We start from the raw sequence: 15,848 nt of genomic DNA, 5'->3' as shown, positions 1-15,848 counted from the left end.
CAGCATCGACCTGCGCCACGGCTGGCGCGCGCTGCGCCGCCTCGTCGAGTCCGGTCGCCACTCCTGAGCCGACCGGCCGCCTGATCCGGCCGCTCACCTGGCCAGCCCTGGCCGCCCGCCGGGCCGCTCGCCCGATCGGGCCTAACCGCGCGGCGGGCGCGATAATCGGCGAATGCCCCGCTTCCTGCGCAACGCGATCCTCAACGCGCGCGACTTCGCGCTGACCTTCGGCCCGTTCGCGCTGCTCGCCGTCGCGCTGCTGTGGGCGGCCTTCTGGTTCCTGCAGCCGACGCCGCCCGGCTCGGTCACGCTGGCCACCGGGCAACCGCAGGGCGCCTACGCCGAGTTCGGCCGGCGCTACGCGGAATGGCTGGGCCGGCACGGCATCGAGGTGCGCTTGCGGCAGACGCAGGGCGCCACCGAGAACCTCGAGTTGCTGCGCGACCCCGCTTCGGGCGTGTCGGTGGCTTTCGTGCAGGGCGGGGCCGACACCCGCGAGCCGCCGCCCGGCGATTCGAAGGGCGACGGCCTGGTGGCGCTGGGCAGCCTGTTCTTCGAGCCGCTCTGGCTGTTCTACCGCGAGGACTCGGCCCGCCGCCTGCTGCGGCGGGACACGCTCGACTCGCTGGGCGAGCTTCGCGGCTGGCGCCTGAACATCGGGCCGCCGGGCAGCGGCGTGCCGAACCTGATCGCGAGACTGTTCGAGGCCAACGGCCTGCGCGACGGAGACCTGTCGCTGCACCGCCTGGGCCAGACGCCGGCGGTGGTCGAGCTGCTCGCGGGCCGGATAGACGCGGTCGCGTTCGCGTCGGCGCCCGAGGCGCCGATCATCCGGATGCTGCTGCAGACACCGGGCGTGCGCCTGCTCGACGTGCCGCAGGCGGAGGCCTACTCGCGGCGCTTCCAGTTCCTGAGCCCGGTGGTGCTGCCGCGCGGCGTCGTCGACCTTGCGCAGGACGTCCCGCCCGCCGACGTGCGGCTGGTGGCGCCCACTGCGATGCTGGTCGCGCACGAGGACCTTCATCCCGCGCTGGCACAGCTGTTCGTGCAGGCCGCCCGGGCGATCCACGGCGAATCCGGCTGGTTCCAGCGGCGCGGCGAGTTCCCTTCGGAACGTTCGCTCGAGTGGCCGCTCGCCGGCGAGGCCGAGCGCTATTTCCGCTCCGGCACGCCGTGGCTGCAGCGCTACCTGCCGTTCTGGCTCGCCAACCTGGTCGACCGGATGTGGCTGGCCCTGCTGTCGATCGTCGCGGTGCTGATCCCGCTGTCGCGGATCGTGCCGCCGCTGTACGAGTTCAGGGTGCGCTCGCGGATCTTCCGCTGGTACGGGCAGCTTCGCCGGATCGAGGACGCGCTGTCCGATCCGGCGCAGGACCGGCGCGACCTGGTCGGGCAGCTCGACGCGCTCGACGCGCGGGTCGAGCGACTGGCGGTGCCGCTGTCGCACACCGACGCGCTGTACGCGCTGCGCGGCCACATCCGGCTGGTGCGCGCGCGGGCGGAGGCCGGGCCGGAGCAGGCGGCTCCCGGGCGGGAGCGGGCGGGCACGGAGCGCGGACTGCCCGGCTGAGCGCGGCGCGCGCGGGGGCCGCCGATCCGGCCCCCGGCTCAGGCGGCCTGGCGGCCGCAGCAGAGCTTGTACTTCTTGCCGCTGCCGCAGGGGCAGGGATCGTTGCGGCCGACCTTGGGCCCCTCGCGGCGCACGGTTTCGACCCGCATCGCCTGCGGCGTGGTCCCGGCCTTGCGGTAAGGCCGGAAGAACTCGTGGATGTCCGCGACGTCGGCGATCATCTGGTCGATCAACGCATCGCGCTCGCGGCGGCCGAGCTTGCGGGCCTTTTCCGGGGCCTCGTCGTCGAGCGTGGCGGCAAGCGCCTCGACCGCATCGAGCGCGTCGGCGAACTCGTCTTCCTCGAGCATCGCTTCCCAGCCTTCGGGGCGCATCTCGACGCCGCGCAGGAAACCGACCGCCCAGGCCACGCCATCGGGCTGGCCGTGCTCGTCGTAGGCGAGCACAGGCGCGAATCGCTGCGCGGCCAGCGCCGCCTCGACGTGCCGGCGATGCCGCTCGACCAGCTCGAGCAGCTCGGCGGGGGCGTCGCCGGCCCCTTCGGCGTCCTCGGGCAGGCCGAGGATCTCGGGCAGGTACTCCTCGGGCGGCACGATCTCGGCGCCGCAGGCGAGCGCGGCCAGGAAGCCGTCGAGTTCCTCGACGATCATCGCGTCGCCGTTGCCGAGCGAATCGAGCAGCGCGTCGAGGCGATCGTAGTCGGCGTCGGCGAGCGGCGCCTGTTCGGGGGTGGTGTGCTTCTGCATTCGCCAATCTTACGCGCGCCGCGGGCAAGTGCCACTGCGCGCGCCGCGCCGGGCGAGGCGGAGCCGGTCGGCCGGACGCGGCGTCGGTCAGAATGCAGGGGACGGACAACGCGAACAGGGAGGCAGGAATGGGCAGGCTCGAAGGCAAGCGCGCGATCGTGACCGGCGCGGGAAGCGGCATCGGCAGGGCGAGCGCGCTGCTGTTCGCGCGCGAGGGCGCGCGCGTGCTGGCGGTGGACCGCGCGGCCGAGGCGGTCGAGGAGACCGCGGCGATGGTGCGCGCCGAAGGCGGCGACGCGATCGCGATGGCCGCCGACGCAGGCGACGAGGCATCGGTGCAGGCCTATGTCGCGAAGGCCGTGGCGGCGTTCGGCGGGCTCGACGTCGTCTACGCCAACGCGGGGATCAGCGGCGGCGACGTCCCGCTGTTCGAGCAGGACGTGTCGCTGTGGACCGAGATCCTGCGCGTGAACCTGATCGGCCCCTTCCTGGCGATCAAGCATGCGGGCCGGCTGATGGTCGAGCAGGGCCGCGGCGCCATCGTCTGCACCGCCTCGGTGGCGGGCCTGCGCTCGAATGCCGGCGGCAGCCCGTACAGCGCCAGCAAGGCCGGCGTGATCAGCCTGGTGCAGACGGCGGCCAATTCGATGTGGGGCACCGGCGTGCGGGTCAACGCGGTCTGTCCGGGCCTGATCGAGACCGGCATGACGAAGCCGGTGTTCGAGTACGCGCGCTCGCGCGGCAGCGAGGACAAGCTCGGCCAGCTCAACCCGCTGCGCCGCTACGGCCTGCCGCACGAGATCGCCGCGATGGCGGCCTTCCTGGCGAGCGACGAGGCGTCGTACGTGAACGGCCAGGCGGTCGCGGTCGACGGCGGACTGACCAGCACGCTGCCTTTCGCGAAGCGACTTCGCTGAGCGGCGAGGCGGGGCCCTGGCCGGCTCAGGCAGCCGGCTTCAGGCGTTGCAGCTCGAAGTCGACGCCGCCGGATTCGTCGCCGAACCAGATCCTGCCGTCCTGGATGCTGACGCTCAGGCGCATCGATCGCTTCGCGAGCGCGCCCAGCGCGGCCGAGGCCTCGCGAGGCACGGCCGCCACGTCCAGGTTCGCGTTGCGGGCCAGCGCCGACGCGTTCTGCGCCCACCAGACATCGGTCTTGTTGCCGCCGTAGGCGAGCACCGAGACCCTGTCCGCGCGCCCGCAGGCCCGGCGGATCCTGCGCTCGTCGGGCCAGCCGACGTCGATCCAGTGCACGATCGCGCCGGTGTCGTCGCGCAGCCATAGGTCTGGATCGTCGTCGGTGGACAGCCCGCGCCCGAAGGCGAGGCCCTCGTCGGCGTGCAGCGCGAACGCCAGCAGCCGCACCATCATCCGCTCCTCGGTTTCGGACGGATGCAGCGCGATCGTCAGGTCGTGGTCGGAATAATGGCCGCGGTCCATGTCGGCGATGGACAACGCGGCCTTGTGGATCGTGGAGCGAAGGGCCATCGGCGGAATTTACCGCAACGGCCCTCGCGTGCCCGACCCGGGGACCGGACTCGCTCCGGCCCCGAGCTGGGCTCGCTTCGATGCAGCGTGCGGGACTCGCTCCGGCCCCGGGGCCGGGATCAGCTGCGCGGACCGGCCTGCTGGCCGTCGGTCGTGCCGCCTTCCCGCTTCATGCCGCGCTCGCCGGGCGTGCCGTGCCGGTGCTCCCGGCGCTGCTCGAAGCGCGCCATCCGCTCGCCGAACTTCTGGCGCTGCTCGGGCGTGAGCAACTGGTAGAAGTCGTTGGCGGCCTTGGCGCGCAGCGCCGCCATCTCCGCCGAAGCCTTCGCGGCACGCTCGGCCAGCTCGCGGGCCTTCGCCTCGTCGTACTCGGCCGAGAAGCCGAGCGCCCTGAGCTCGCGGCGGGCCTCGCGCATCGCCTGCGCCTGGGCGCGCATCGTCTCGGACCGGGCATTGCGCAGCTCGGCCAGCTTGTCGCGTTGCGCGTCGCTGAGATCCAGCTCGCGCATCATCGCCCGGCCGGGACCGCCCATCCGGTCGCCGCCCATGCCGTGCTCGCCCCGGCCGCCGTGCTTGCCGTGATAACCGTGCCCGCGCATCGCCTCCGCGGCCGGACCGTCGGCGCAACGCTCGCCGCCGCCCCAGGCGTGGGCGAACACCGGCACCGCGACCGCGAGGGAACCGGCCAGAGCAAGACCTGCAACGAATCGCTTCTTCATCGTCGAATCTCCTGTCGATGGAATCGAAGGGCGAGGACCTATGTCGCATCGCCCGCGCCTGGCGGGAACCGGATCGTTCCCCTCAGGCCACGGACGCATCGTGGGCCTCGGCTCCGTTAACCGCGGTTCGTCTCGTGTAAACGATCGTAAAGTTCGTCTCGAAGCGCCCGGCCCTCGCGTGGCCGGGACTATCATCGGCCGCGAAAGGCGAGCGCGCCGGCCGCCGGCGTTCGGTTCGCCCGCTCGCCCGTTGGCCCGTTGGCCCGTTGGCCCGTTGGCAGCCTCACGACCATGCCCCGAGTCCTGCTCGTCGACGACGACGCCGATCTTTCCGCCCTGCTCGCCGAGTACCTCGGCAGCGAAGGCTTCGATGCCGAGACCGCCGGCGACGGCGAGACCGGCGCGCGCCGCGCGCTCGAGGGCGGCTTCGACATCGTCGTGCTCGACGTGATGATGCCGGGCATCGACGGCGTCGAGACTCTGAAGCGGATCCGCGCGCGCAGCGCGGTGCCCGTGCTGATGCTCACCGCCCGCGGCGACGACGTCGACCGGATCGTGGGCCTGGAGCTCGGCGCCGACGACTACGTTCCGAAGCCCTGCACGCCGCGCGAACTGGCCGCCCGGCTGCGCGCGATCCTGCGCCGCAGCGCACCGCGCGCCGAGTCGGCCGACGGTCCGGTCGCGACCGGGCCTCTGCGGATGTGGCCGGCCGCGCGCCGCGCGACCTGGCGCGACGCCCCGCTCGCGCTGACCGGCACCGAGTTCAGCCTGCTCGAGGTGCTGGCCCGCCATGCGGGCCGCGTCGTCGACAAGGCCGAGCTGTCCGAGGCCGCCCTGGGCCGGCCGCTCGGGCGCTTCGACCGCAGCATCGACGTGCACCTGAGCAGCCTGCGCCAGAAGCTCGGGCCGCGCGACGACGGCGGCCCCTGGATCGAGACCGTGCGCGGCCGCGGCTACCAGTTCGTGCGGGACCCGGAATGAGACTGCCCGCCCGGCCGCGGCTTTCCGGCCTGTTCTGGAAGCTGTTCGCCGGCTTCTGGCTCACGCTGATCGCGGCCGGCCTCGCGGTCGGCACTGCCGTGTGGCTCTACTACCAGCAGCGCGCGCCCGACGCGGACGCGGCGCTCGCGGCCGGGCCGCGGGCAGAGTTCCTGGTGCGCTCGGCGGCGGCCACGCTCAGGCACGGCGGAGAGCCCGCGCTGCGCGCGCTGCTCGAAGGCGCGAGCGAGGACTCTCCCGCAGCGAGGGTCCACGCGGTCGACGACGAGGGCCGGGAGCTGCTGGGCCGCGCCGTGTCGCCCGAGGCCCTCGCCCGTGCCCGCGCGAGGCTGTCGCGCCCGGACGATGCGAGGCCGATGCGGCATCCGGCGCGCGGCGTGCGGCTGGTCGTGTCGCCGGAAGGGCGCCGCCTGCTGCTGTTCGTGCCTGCGGCGGAGGCCGTCGCCGGCCCCGGAGGCGAAGCGCCTCGCCAGGGCCGTCGCGCCCCGCCGCCGCCCGGCCTGGGCATCGCGATCGGCCTGCTCGCGAGCCTGGCGTTCAGCGCGATGCTGGCGGCCTACCTGGTGCGGCCGATCAGGCACCTTCGGCGCGCCTTCGCCGACGCGGCCGACGGCCGCCTGGAGACCCGCGTGGCGGGGCTGATGGGCAGGCGACGCGACGAGATCGCCGGCCTGGGCGAGGACTTCGACCGGATGGCCGAGCGGCTGCAGAAGCTGATCGTGTCGCAGCGCCGGCTGCTGCACGACGTGTCGCACGAGCTGCGCTCCCCGCTCGCCCGGCTGCAGGCGGCGATCGGCCTCGCCCGGCAGAACCCGGCGCGTACCGCCGCGATGCTCGACCGGATCGAGCGCGACACCCAGCGGCTCGACGCGCTGGTCGGCGAGCTGCTTACCCTGGCCCGGCTCGAGGCGAACGCGGCCGATGCGCCGCGCCAGACGGTCGACCTGGGAGAGCTGCTTCGCGAGATCGTCGACGACGCGCGCTTCGAGGCGCAGGCCGCGGGCCGCGAGGTGCGCCTCGCGGCGCCCGGAGAGGCGATCCTGGTGCCAAAGGGGCATCCCGGCTGGCTGCAGCGCGCCTTCGAGAACGTGATACGCAACGCGCTGCGGCACACCGCCGAAGGCACAGCGGTCGAGGTCGGGCTGCGCACGGCCGGCGATGCGGTCTCGGTCACGGTCTCGGATCGCGGCCCGGGGCTGCCCGCCGACCAGCTCGAAGCGGTGTTCGAGCCCTTCCATCGCGGCCCGGCCGCTGGCGGCGACGGCCACGGCCTGGGGCTCGCGATCGCCCGCCGCGCGCTGGCGGCCCACGGCGGCACGATCGTCGCGGCGAGCCGCGACGGCGGCGGCTTGACCATGACGATGACCCTGCCTCGACTTTCCCCCTGAGCGCGCTTCGCACTATCCTCGCAGGCTTTCCTGTCCCCGCGAGGAAGCATCGAAGATGAAAGCAGCCTGGTACGAAACCAAGGGCGCCGCGCGCGAGGTGCTGCGCGTCGGCGAGCGCCCCGATCTGCAGCCCGCCGCCGGCGAGGTGCGCGTGCGCGTGCGCATGTCGGCCGTCAATCCTTCGGACACGAAGAGCCGCAGCGGCCTTCGCGTGAAGGAGATGCCGTTTCCGGTCGTGATCCCGCACCAGGACGGCGCCGGCGAGATCGACGCGGTCGGCGAGGGCGTCGATCCGGCACGGATCGGCGAGCGTGTCTGGGTCTACGAGGCCAACCTCGGCCGTCCCTTCGGCACCGCCGCGCAGTACTGCTGCGTGCCGGCGCACAAGGCGGTGCGGCTGCCCGACGGCGTCGGTTTCGACGTCGGCGCGTGCATGGGCATCCCGGTGATGACCGCGCATCGCTGCGTGTTCGCCGACGGCCCGATCGCCGGCAAGACGGTGCTGGTGCAGGGCGGCGCCGGCGCGGTCGGCTACTACGCGATCCAGGTCGCGAAGCTGGGCGGCGCGGCCCGCGTGATCGCCACGGTGAGCCGCGACGAGCAGGCCGGGCGAGCGCGCGAGGCGGGCGCGGACGCGGTCGTGAACCGCAAGACCGAGAACGTCGTCGAGGCGGTGCGCCGGATCTGCGGCGCCGACACGCCGCTCGACCGGGTGATCGAGGTGGCCTTCGGCGCCAACCTGGCCGACGACATCGCGCTGCTGAAGCCGACCGGCGTGATCGCCACCTATGCGTCTGACGCGGTGCCCGAGCCTGCCGTGCCCTTCTGGCCGATGCTGGCCAAGGACCTGACCGTGCGCTTCGTGCTCGTCTACGCGATGCCGCAGGCCGCGCACGACGAGGCTGCGGGTTGGATCAGCGAGGTGCTCGCGGAGGGTCGGCTCAGGCACCAGTTCTTCAAGACGTTCTCGCTCGACGAGATCGCGGCCGCGCACGAGGCGACCGAGGCGATGGCCAACGTCGGCAAGGTCCTGGTGGCGATCGACTGACCGCGAGGCCCGGCGCTTCGGGGCGGCGCGCCGGCGCCGGTTCGTGGCGTGCGCCCGGGCCGGCAGGCGGCCAGTCCCTATCCGGGCAAGTGCTGCGGCCCCGCCTTTGGCGGGGCTTCCCTCGCCCACCTCGAAATTTCGCACCCGCCTCGCAGGGGGCTTCGCCCCGCGGCGAGCGGGTCCCGCGAAATTTCTTTCGGTGGCGCTCGGCTTGCACAATCCCCGGATAGGGACTGGCCGCCTGCCGGCCCTGGATGTGGTGGCCAGCCTGGCGCCGGCGGGCCGCCGCGAAGCGCCGGGCCTCGATCAGGCGATCGCCGGTTTCGGGGCCCGAAGGGGCCTCAGCAGGCCCGCGCCGCCCGCGCGCCTGAGCAGCCAGAGCACGATCGCGGCGTTCACGACGTTCCACGCGATGCCGTTGACGAAGGCCGCGTCGTAGGAGCCGGTCAGGTCGAAGATCGCGCCGGACAGCCAGCCGCCGAGCGCCATGCCGACCATCGTCGAGGTGATGACCAGGCCGACCCAGGTGCCGGCGAGGCGCGGGGAGAAGTACTCGCGCACGACGATCGCGTAGGACGGCACGATGCCGCCCTGGAACAGGCCGAACAGGATCGAGATCACGTACAGCGACGCGAGCGAGTCGAAGGGCAGGAACAGGACCAGGGCGATCGTCTGCATCACCGAGCCCAGCAGCAGCGTGCGCAGGCCGCCGATCCGGTCGCAGATCATTCCCGAGATCAGGCGGCTGACGATGCCGAAGCCGAGCATCAGCGACAGCATCTCGGCGCCGCGGGCGGGGCCGTAGCCGAGGTCGGCGCAATAGGCCACGATGTGCACCTGAGGCATCGACATCGCCACGCAGCAGGCGACGCCGGCGATGCACAGCAGGGTCAGCAGCGCGCGCGGCGTCATGCCGAGCGGCCGCTCGGCCGAATGCCCGATGCCCGCAGGCTGCACGGCCGCCTGCGCCGCGGCCTTCGCCGCCTCGCCTTCGGTGAGCGGCAGGGCGGTCGCCTGCGGGCGCGGCGCGCGCAGCATCAGCGCGAGCGGCAGCATCGTGGCCAGGCAGAAGATGCCGATGCCGACGTAGGTGTTGCGCCAGCCGTAGTCCTCGACGAAGGCCTGCACCACCGTCGGCCAGATCGCGCCGCCCAGGTAGTTGCCGGCCGCGCAGATGGCCACCGCGATGCCGCGCCGGCGCAGGAACCAGAACGAGGTGTCGGCCATCAGCGGCGAGAAAGTCGACGAGCTGCCCAGGAAGCCGATCACCGCGCCCTGCAGGATCGCGAACACCAGCAGGCTCGGCGAGAAGGCCGCCGCGACGAAGCCGATCGACAGCGCCACCGCGCCGAGCACCGAGGGCACGAGGATGCCGAAGCGGTCGGCCAGGCGGCCCATGACGATCCCGCCCAGGCCGAAGCCGATCATCGTGAGCGTGTAGGGCAGCGAAGCCTCGCCGCGTGCGACCCCGAATTCGGCCTGCACCGAGGGCAGCACGACGACGACGACGTACATGCCGGAAGCGCCGATCGTCATCAACGCGAGGTTGATGCCCAGGCGGAACCAGGCATAGCGGGAATCGACTTCGTGGAGCATCGGCGGCTGTCTCCTGTCGCCGGCGCGCGGGCACGCGCCGCGCCGGCCGATCCGGCAGTCTAGTCCGGCGCGCCGGGTGCCGCTCGGCCGCGCGTTCCGCGAATCGCCCCGCGATCGTTGCCGGCCGGGACGCCGGTCAGGGCAGCGCGTTTCCCGCCGCCGGGGCCACCCAGTCGAGCTGCGCCAGCACGGGTTCGGTCAGGAAGCGGCTGCGCGCGCCCCAGACGTGCCGGTCGCCCCAGCGCTGCTGGCCGGTCACGTAGAAGGCCTTCGGCTCGAGCAGGTACAGCGCGTCGCGCGCGCGGGTGACCGCCACGTAGAGCAGCCTGCGCTCCTCCTCGATCGCGGCGGCGTCGCCGGTCGCGTACTCGTTCGGGAAGTTGCCGTCGGTCACGTTCAGCACGCAGACCGCGTCCCACTCCTGGCCCTTTGCCGAGTGCACGGTGGACAGGTTCAGCCAGTCCTCGTCGCGCAGCGGCTCGCCGGCCAGGTCGCCGGCGGCCTGCGGGGGATCGAGGGCCAGCTCGGTCAGGAAGCGCTCGCGGCTGCCGAAGCGGGTCGCGATGACCGCGAGCTGCTCCAGGTCGTTGGCGCGCACCGTGGCATCGTCGTGACGGCGCTCCAGCAAGGGCCGGTACCAGGCGAGCAGCGGGTCGAACTGCTCCGAGGGCCAGCGGGCCGCGGAGTCGGCCAGCGCGGCCATCAGCTCGACGAAGCCGGACCAGGCTTCGCGGGCAGCGGCCGGCGGCTCGAAGCCGCGCAGCGCGTCGGCAATGCCGGCCTCCTTCACCCGCTCCAGGCAGCGCTGCGCGTTCGCCGGCCCGAAGCCCGGCAGCAGCTGCAGCACGCGGAAGCCGGCCAGCAGGTTGCGCGGATGCTCGGCCCAGCGCAGCACCGCCAGCAGGTCCTTCACGTGCGCGGCGTCGAGGAAGCGCAGCCCGCCGTGCTTCACGTAGGGCACGTTGCGCCGGACCAGCTCGACCTCGAGCAGGTCGCTGTGGTGGGCGCTGCGGAACAGCACCGCCTGGCGCTTCAGCGGCACGCCTTCCTCGCGATGGCGCAGCACCGCATCGATCACCCAGTCGGCCTGCGCGCGCTCGTCGGCCACCGTGACCAGCTGCGGCCGGGCGCCACCGCCGCGAGCGGCCGACAGCGTCTTCGGGAACTTGCGCGCCGCTTCCGAGAGCAGCGCGTTGGCCAGGTCGAGCACCGGCTGGACCGAGCGGAAATTCTCCTCGAGCGTGACCCGCTCGGCGGGCGGCTCGAAGCTGGCCGGGAAGTCGAGGATGTTGCCGACGTCGGCGCCGCGGAACGCGTAGATCGACTGCGCGTCGTCGCCGACCACGGTCAGGCCCTGGCCGTCGGGCTTCAGCGCGCGCAGGATCCGCGCCTGCAGCGCATTGGTGTCCTGGAATTCGTCGACCAGCACCTGGTCGAACCTCGCGCGCAAGCGAGCGCTGACTTCGTGCACGCCCATCGCGCGCTCCCACTCGAGCAGCAGGTCGTCGTAGTCGAGCACCGCGTTGGCCCGCTTTCGGGCGGCGTAATGCGCGAACAGCGCCTCGAGCTCGGCGCGCCAGTCGGCGCACCAGGGCCAGCCCTGCAGCACCCGGTCGAGCGGCCAGGCGGTGTTGGCCTGCAGCGAGTGGATCGCCAGACAGGCCTCCTTGCGCGGGAAGCGCTTCTTCGTGGCCGAGAAGCCGAGCTCGTGGCGGATCGCGTCGATCAGGTCGGCCGCGTCGCCGCGATCGAGGATGCCGAAGGACGGATCGAGCCCGATCGCCGGCGCATGCTCGCGCAGCAGACGCGCGCCGACCGAGTGGAAGGTCCCCGCCCAGGGCAGGCGCACCGCGGCCGCCGCGGCGGGCAACGGCCGGCCCGCGCGTGCCGACAGCGCCCGGGCCACCAGCCGCCCGGCGCGCCGGGTCATCTCGGTGGCGGCGCGCCGGCTGAAGGTCAGCAACAGGATCCGCTGCGGGTCGACCCCCGCGAGCACCAGGTGCGCGACCCGATGGGCGATCGTGGCCGTCTTGCCGGTTCCGGCCCCGGCGACGACCAGCAGCGGCGGCGAGCGGAAGCGGCCATCGGGCCCGACCGCGCCCCAGCAGGCGGCGCGGCGCTGGGCCTCGGTCAGCGAATCGGCGGGCGAATCGGGGAAGACGCCCGCGGCGGCGGGGGCGATGACATCGACGGACATGCCCGCGAGTCTATCGCGACCACTGTGGATTCATCCATGTGCCAGGCCGAACACGCGGAAGCCAGGCCGAGCAGGCGGAAGAGTTGCGCCTTCCGGTTGCAGCCGGTCTTGGCGTAGATCGACGCCAGGTGGTCCTTCAGCGTGTGCTGGCTGATTCCCAGGTGCGACGCCGCATCGCGCCCCCGGTCGAAGCTGGCCAGCGCATCGAGCACTCGGGTCTCGGCGGCCGTCAGCCCGAAGGCTTCGGCGAGCCAGCCCGCGCTCGGCACTGGCGCCGGCCGCTCGGCCAGGCAGAGCAGCCGGCCCACCCTCGCGGTGTCCCCGGCCGGCCGAAGATTGAGCAGCAGGCGCGATTCGGGGTCGATCAGGATGCCGACGTCGTCGCCGACTCGCACCCGCAGCGCAAACTGCAGGCGCTCCGCCGGCTCCCGCGCCAGGCATACCAGACGGCGCGGACCGGGCGGGCGCCGATCCAGGTGGACAAGGCGCGCCCCGGCGATCAGCCAGAGCGCCGACCGGCTGGCCCAGCTCACCGCGCCGGTCTCGTCGAAAACGATCAGCGCCTGCCCGAGCGTGTCGGCCAGCGCGTCGGCCGCGAGCCCGGGCAGGCCCTGCGCGTCAGCGCCGGGCAGCCAGAAGCTAGCGGCTTCGGGGACGGCGCGCGCGGTGGTCGCAAGGGTTCGGGGCAGGTCGTTCACGTTCTTCTCCGGCTTCCCGTCGGCTGCGTGACATCGTGTCGGATCCAAGCTAGATCCCCTGCCGGCGTCGAGGAAGACCGCATCGGTTATGGATCGATGACCGGCGGTTCGTTTGCCGCACGGCGAATGTCCGATGCCCGGATACCGGCACGAAGCGCCCCGGCGCCGCGCCCGTCTTGCCGGACGGCGCGAGCGGCCTCGCCTTAGAATCGACCCGAGCACATCGCCAGAACACAAGGAGACCCACGATGTCCGACACGATCGCCTTCATCGGCCTGGGCGCCATGGGCGCGCCGATGGCCGCCAACCTGCTCGACGCCGGCTTCGCGGTGCGCGCCTTCAATCGCAACCCCGACAAGGCGAAGCCGCTGGCGGAGAAGGGCGCCACGGTCTGCGGCTCGATCGCCGAGGCGGTGAAGGGCGCGAGCTTCGTCGTGTCGATCGTGTCCGACGACGAGGCCACGCGCGAAGTGATGCTCGGCGCGAACGGCGTCGTGGCCAGCGCGGCCCCCGGCACCGTGATCGTCGACTCGAGCACCAACACGCCGGCAATGGCCCGCGAGGTCGCCGACGCGGCCCGCGCGCGGGGCCTCGCTCACCTCGACGCGCCGGTCTCGGGCAGCGTGCCGCAGTCGCGCAACCGCGAGCTGGTGTTCATGGTCGGCGGCGACGCGGCCACGCTGGAGAAGGCGAAGCCGCTGCTCGAGGCGATGGGCCGGATGACCGTGCACTGCGGCGCCAGCGGCGCCGGCGCCACGATCAAGCTGATCAACAACATGCTGTCGGGCGCGATGAACGCCGCGATCGGCGAGGCGATCTCGGTGGCCACCGCGGCCGGCGTCGACACCGAGGCGGCCCAGAAGGTGCTGGCCGAGGGCGCGGCCGCCTGCCGGCTGATGAAGACCAAGATCCCGAAGATGCTCGGCGGCGACTTCTCGCCGCAGTTCCAGCTCGGCCTGATGGAGAAGGACCTGCGCTACTTCCTCGCGCTGGCCCAGCAGGTGGACCGCCCGGTGCCGATCACCTCGATCGTGCGAAGCCAGTTCCAGGCGGCCCGCCGGGCGGGCCTGGGCGGGCTCGACGTCAGCGCGATCTTCCTGCAGGCGAGCGGCGAGGCGGCCAGGGGCGGCGGCCGCTCCGGCTGAGGCGGCTGCCGATGCTCAAGGCGATCGCCGACTTCTTCGAGCGCCAGCTCGGCGGCGGCGGCGCGCGGCCGCGCGACGCGCACACGATCGAGCTGGCCACCGCCGCGCTGCTCGCCGAGATGGCCCGGGTCGACGGCGAGATCGCGCCGGCCGAGCGCGAGGCGGCGCTGCGCGCGGTGCGCGAGAAGCTGGGCCTGGACCCCGCCGAGGCCGACCGGCTGTTCGAGCTGGCCGAGGCCGAGGCCCGGCAGGCCACCGACTATTTCCAGTTCACCTCGCTGATCAACCGGCACTTCGACGCCGGCCAGAAGATGCGGGTGATCGAGCTGATGTGGCGCGTCGCGCTGGCCGACGACGAGATCGACGCGCACGAGCGCCACCTGATCCGGCGCATCGCCGACCTGATCCACGTGCCGCACGCCGACTTCGTGCACGCGCAGCGACGCGCGCGCGAGGCCGGCGATTCACCGGGCGACTGACTCCGGGCGAAGCGCGCGCCGATGCCGGTCGACCGGCGACAGCCCCCTTCGCCTTCCCGCAACGACCACCGTCCTCACGCCATGACTCTTCCGGAACCGGCCGCGCTGCGCGCCGCCCTCGATCCCGTCCTGTCCGAATCGGTCTCCGCCGGCGAGGTGCCCGGCATCGCGGCACTGGTCGTCGACCGCGGCGGCACCGTCTACGAGAATGCCTTCGGCGTGCGAACGATGGGCGGGCAGGCGCCGATGGGCACCGACACCGTCGGCTGGATCGCCTCGATGACCAAGGCGATCACCGGCGCGGCGGTGATGCAGGCGGTCGAGCGCGGGCTGCTCGATCTCGACGCGCCCGCCGGCAGCGTTGCGCCCGAGATCGACACGATCGGCGTGCTCGACGGCTTCGACCCCGAGGGCACGCCGCGCTTCCGCCCGCCGAAGCGACCGGTCACGCTGCGCGACCTGCTGACCCACACCTCTGGCTTCAGCTACGAGCGCTGGAGCGACGATGTCTGGCGCTGTCACCAGGCGCTCGGCATCCCCGCCAACAGCACCTGCAAGCTGGCCACGCTTCGCTCGCCGCTGATGTTCGACCCGGGCGAGCGCTGGGAATACGGCATCGGCATCGACTGGGCCGGCCGGCTGCTGGAGATCGCGAGCGGCCGCAAGCTCGGCGATTGGATGCGCGACGAGATCCTGGCGCCGCTCGGCATGGACGACACCGCGTTCCGGATCGGCGACGCGATGCGCGCGCGGCTCGCGAAGATGCACCAGCGCGACGCGACCGGCGCGATCGCCCCGCTGCCGGACTTCGAGATCCCGCAGGAGCCCGAGTTCGAGATGGGCGGCGGCGGGCTGTACTCGACCGCGGCCGACTACGCGCGCTTCCTGCGGATGATCCTGAACCGCGGCGAGCTGGACGGCCGGCGGGTGCTGCGCGCGGAAACCGTGGCGCAGATGTCGACCGACCAGATCCCGTCGCTCGAGGTGCAGCCGCTGCTCACTCGCGTGCCTTCGCTGTCGAACGACGCCGAGTTCTTCCCCGGCCTGTCCAAGGGCTGGGGCCTCAGCTTCATGATCAACCGCGCGCAAGCGCCCACCGGCCGCCCGGCCGGCAGCCTGGCCTGGGCGGGCCTGAGCAACTGCTACTACTGGATCGACCCGGCCAACGGGATCGCAGGCGTGTTCGTGTCGCAACTGCTGCCCTTCGCGGACCGCCTCGCGCTGCCGCGCTTCCTGGCCTTCGAGAAGGCGGTCTACGACGCGATGCGGGGCCGATGAGGCCGGGGGCGCCGACCGGGCCGCTTCACGAGCCGGCGCCGGCACGGCGCTGAACTAGCGCGTCCGCGCGTGCGCGGCGCGCGCCTCCAGCTTCGCCGCGATCCGTTCCGGGTCGCGCGCCATCTGCCAGCCGAACCACAGGCTCTCGGCGATCCGCTGCGCCAGCTCGTTCGCGCGCTCGCGCATCGCGGCGTTCTCCAGCTCGGCCGTGGTCTCGCGGAACAGCGCGAGCCAGCGGTGGAACAATGCCGGCTCCAGGTCCGGCAGCGCCGCGTGCTTCGGCATCGGCGTGCCACGGTAGCGGGCCGTGCCGCGCAGCGTGGACGACCAGAAGTCGACCATCTTGCCGAGGTGATGGTCCCAGTCGACGACGCGCGCGGCGAAGATCGGCCCGAGCCGCTCGTCCTCGCGCACCTTCGCGTAGAACGCGTGGACCAGCCAGCGGATCTCGTCCTCGGTGCACAGGTCCGGGTTCAGCATGTCGCGCCTGCGGTGCT

The 15,848-nt window shown here is 73.0% G+C and carries 15 protein-coding genes; 8 read left to right on the top strand and 7 right to left on the bottom strand.

Annotation, left to right across the window (positions count from 1 at the left end; translation table 11 throughout):
• Positions 1 to 172 precede the first annotated feature (172 nt).
• Complete coding sequence (locus M6I34_RS13010; RefSeq protein ID WP_272486105.1) at positions 173 to 1,570, top strand: TAXI family TRAP transporter solute-binding subunit; 1,398 nt, start codon at positions 173 to 175, stop codon at positions 1,568 to 1,570.
• Between the two features lie 38 nt (positions 1,571 to 1,608).
• Here M6I34_RS13010 and M6I34_RS13005 read toward each other — a convergent pair whose 3' ends face one another.
• Positions 1,609 to 2,316, bottom strand: coding sequence for a UPF0149 family protein (locus tag M6I34_RS13005; protein ID WP_272486104.1), 708 nt, complete (start codon positions 2,314 to 2,316; stop codon positions 1,609 to 1,611).
• A gap of 128 nt (positions 2,317 to 2,444) precedes the next feature.
• Here M6I34_RS13005 and M6I34_RS13000 point away from each other — a divergent pair, with 128 nt between their 5' ends.
• Complete coding sequence (locus M6I34_RS13000; RefSeq protein WP_272486103.1) at positions 2,445 to 3,233, top strand: SDR family NAD(P)-dependent oxidoreductase; 789 nt, start codon at positions 2,445 to 2,447, stop codon at positions 3,231 to 3,233.
• Positions 3,234 to 3,258: 25 nt separating this feature from the next.
• Here M6I34_RS13000 and M6I34_RS12995 read toward each other — a convergent pair whose 3' ends face one another.
• Complete coding sequence (locus M6I34_RS12995; RefSeq protein ID WP_272486102.1) at positions 3,259 to 3,804, bottom strand: YaeQ family protein; 546 nt, start codon at positions 3,802 to 3,804, stop codon at positions 3,259 to 3,261.
• 119 nt (positions 3,805 to 3,923) lie between these two features.
• The gene (locus M6I34_RS12990; protein WP_272486101.1) at positions 3,924 to 4,523 is read right to left on the bottom strand and encodes a Spy/CpxP family protein refolding chaperone; all 600 of its coding nucleotides are present in this window, start codon (positions 4,521 to 4,523) and stop codon (positions 3,924 to 3,926) included.
• A gap of 291 nt (positions 4,524 to 4,814) precedes the next feature.
• Between M6I34_RS12990 and M6I34_RS12985 the strand changes: the two genes are divergently transcribed.
• Genes M6I34_RS12985 through M6I34_RS12975 form a run of 3 tightly spaced genes read left to right on the top strand, consistent with a single transcriptional unit; the run spans position 4,815 to position 7,958 of the window.
• A complete protein-coding gene (locus tag M6I34_RS12985; RefSeq protein WP_272486100.1) occupies positions 4,815 to 5,504 on the top strand; it encodes a response regulator transcription factor in 690 nt (229 codons plus the stop codon).
• Entirely contained in the window at positions 5,501 to 6,910 is a 1,410-nt protein-coding gene (locus tag M6I34_RS12980) for an ATP-binding protein (protein ID WP_272486099.1), read from the top strand. The genes M6I34_RS12985 and M6I34_RS12980 overlap by 4 nt, the downstream gene beginning before the upstream one ends.
• A gap of 55 nt (positions 6,911 to 6,965) precedes the next feature.
• On the top strand, positions 6,966 to 7,958 hold the full coding sequence (locus tag M6I34_RS12975; RefSeq protein WP_272486098.1) for an NADPH:quinone reductase: 993 nt from the start codon (positions 6,966 to 6,968) through the stop codon (positions 7,956 to 7,958).
• 306 nt (positions 7,959 to 8,264) lie between these two features.
• Here M6I34_RS12975 and M6I34_RS12970 read toward each other — a convergent pair whose 3' ends face one another.
• The 3 genes from M6I34_RS12970 to M6I34_RS12960 form a co-directional block, all read right to left on the bottom strand.
• Positions 8,265 to 9,554: an MFS transporter gene (locus tag M6I34_RS12970; RefSeq protein ID WP_272486097.1), complete on the bottom strand. Its 1,290-nt coding sequence runs from the start codon at positions 9,552 to 9,554 to the stop codon at positions 8,265 to 8,267.
• Positions 9,555 to 9,690: 136 nt separating this feature from the next.
• Complete coding sequence (locus M6I34_RS12965; protein ID WP_272486096.1) at positions 9,691 to 11,751, bottom strand: ATP-dependent helicase; 2,061 nt, start codon at positions 11,749 to 11,751, stop codon at positions 9,691 to 9,693.
• Entirely contained in the window at positions 11,685 to 12,449 is a 765-nt protein-coding gene (locus M6I34_RS12960; protein ID WP_272486095.1) for a helix-turn-helix transcriptional regulator, read from the bottom strand. The genes M6I34_RS12965 and M6I34_RS12960 overlap by 67 nt, the downstream gene beginning before the upstream one ends.
• Before the next feature lie 176 nt (positions 12,450 to 12,625).
• On the opposite strand from M6I34_RS12960, the gene M6I34_RS12955 reads away from it, so the two are divergent.
• The 3 genes from M6I34_RS12955 to M6I34_RS12945 all read left to right on the top strand — a co-directional run bounded on the left by M6I34_RS12955 (position 12,626) and on the right by M6I34_RS12945 (position 15,351).
• Entirely contained in the window at positions 12,626 to 13,594 is a 969-nt protein-coding gene (locus tag M6I34_RS12955) for an NAD(P)-dependent oxidoreductase (protein ID WP_336254585.1), read from the top strand.
• A gap of 11 nt (positions 13,595 to 13,605) precedes the next feature.
• A complete protein-coding gene (locus M6I34_RS12950) occupies positions 13,606 to 14,073 on the top strand; it encodes a tellurite resistance TerB family protein (protein ID WP_272486093.1) in 468 nt (155 codons plus the stop codon).
• A gap of 81 nt (positions 14,074 to 14,154) precedes the next feature.
• Complete coding sequence (locus M6I34_RS12945; protein ID WP_272486092.1) at positions 14,155 to 15,351, top strand: serine hydrolase domain-containing protein; 1,197 nt, start codon at positions 14,155 to 14,157, stop codon at positions 15,349 to 15,351.
• A 54-nt stretch (positions 15,352 to 15,405) separates the two neighbouring features.
• On the opposite strand, the gene M6I34_RS12940 is transcribed toward M6I34_RS12945, so the two are convergent.
• The gene (locus M6I34_RS12940) at positions 15,406 to 15,831 is read right to left on the bottom strand and encodes a group III truncated hemoglobin (protein WP_272486091.1); all 426 of its coding nucleotides are present in this window, start codon (positions 15,829 to 15,831) and stop codon (positions 15,406 to 15,408) included.
• Positions 15,832 to 15,848: the final 17 nt, after the last annotated feature.

Source organism: Zeimonas sediminis (genome assembly GCF_023721795.1).
Classification (GTDB): Bacteria; Pseudomonadota; Gammaproteobacteria; order Burkholderiales; family Burkholderiaceae_E; genus Zeimonas; species Zeimonas sediminis.
Note: the sequence above shows the minus strand (reverse complement) of the source record. Positions and strands in the feature narration are given on the sequence as shown.

What these genes read in the sequence shown, in the direction of transcription:
- M6I34_RS13010 (WP_272486105.1), top strand. Translation starts at nt 173, where the DNA reads ATGCCCCGCTTCCTGCGCAACGCGATCCTCAACGCGCGCGACTTCGCG.
- M6I34_RS13005 (WP_272486104.1), bottom strand. Translation starts at nt 2,316, where the DNA reads ATGCAGAAGCACACCACCCCCGAACAGGCGCCGCTCGCCGACGCCGAC.
- M6I34_RS13000 (WP_272486103.1), top strand. Translation starts at nt 2,445, where the DNA reads ATGGGCAGGCTCGAAGGCAAGCGCGCGATCGTGACCGGCGCGGGAAGC.
- M6I34_RS12995 (WP_272486102.1), bottom strand. Translation starts at nt 3,804, where the DNA reads ATGGCCCTTCGCTCCACGATCCACAAGGCCGCGTTGTCCATCGCCGAC.
- M6I34_RS12990 (WP_272486101.1), bottom strand. Translation starts at nt 4,523, where the DNA reads ATGAAGAAGCGATTCGTTGCAGGTCTTGCTCTGGCCGGTTCCCTCGCG.
- M6I34_RS12985 (WP_272486100.1), top strand. Translation starts at nt 4,815, where the DNA reads ATGCCCCGAGTCCTGCTCGTCGACGACGACGCCGATCTTTCCGCCCTG.
- M6I34_RS12980 (WP_272486099.1), top strand. Translation starts at nt 5,501, where the DNA reads ATGAGACTGCCCGCCCGGCCGCGGCTTTCCGGCCTGTTCTGGAAGCTG.
- M6I34_RS12975 (WP_272486098.1), top strand. Translation starts at nt 6,966, where the DNA reads ATGAAAGCAGCCTGGTACGAAACCAAGGGCGCCGCGCGCGAGGTGCTG.
- M6I34_RS12970 (WP_272486097.1), bottom strand. Translation starts at nt 9,554, where the DNA reads ATGCTCCACGAAGTCGATTCCCGCTATGCCTGGTTCCGCCTGGGCATC.
- M6I34_RS12965 (WP_272486096.1), bottom strand. Translation starts at nt 11,751, where the DNA reads ATGTCCGTCGATGTCATCGCCCCCGCCGCCGCGGGCGTCTTCCCCGAT.
- M6I34_RS12950 (WP_272486093.1), top strand. Translation starts at nt 13,606, where the DNA reads ATGCTCAAGGCGATCGCCGACTTCTTCGAGCGCCAGCTCGGCGGCGGC.
- M6I34_RS12945 (WP_272486092.1), top strand. Translation starts at nt 14,155, where the DNA reads ATGACTCTTCCGGAACCGGCCGCGCTGCGCGCCGCCCTCGATCCCGTC.
- M6I34_RS12940 (WP_272486091.1), bottom strand. Translation starts at nt 15,831, where the DNA reads ATGCTGAACCCGGACCTGTGCACCGAGGACGAGATCCGCTGGCTGGTC.